Origin of the sequence: Vibrio marinisediminis, assembly GCF_014050145.1 — a bacterium.
GTDB lineage: Bacteria > Pseudomonadota > Gammaproteobacteria > Enterobacterales > Vibrionaceae > Vibrio > Vibrio marinisediminis.
Window position 1 is genome coordinate 1 of sequence record NZ_JACFYF010000460.1, and the last position, 222, is coordinate 222.

Annotated in this window: 1 protein-coding gene; it reads left to right on the forward strand. The window is 69.4% G+C overall.

From position 1 onward, the window contains the following. On the forward strand, positions 1-222 hold a 222-nt coding region (locus H2O73_RS21740; RefSeq protein WP_220457813.1), incomplete at both ends, for a hypothetical protein.

Consider the following 222-nt stretch of genomic DNA (forward strand, 5'->3'; position numbering starts at 1 on the left):
TCACCGGCTCGGCCCTGAAGGCCGCCGCCGCCAACACCGCCGCTCCCGGGCGCTACCAGGTCGAGGTCACCGACCTGGCCAGTGCCTATAGCGTCGCCACCGCCGGCGTCGCGGATCAGGAAGCCGAGCTGGGGGCTGGCAGCCTTAATTTCACGCTGGGCAACGGCGAGACCTTTAGCGTCGATATCGCCGCCGGACAGAGCTCCCTGCAGGAGGTTCGCG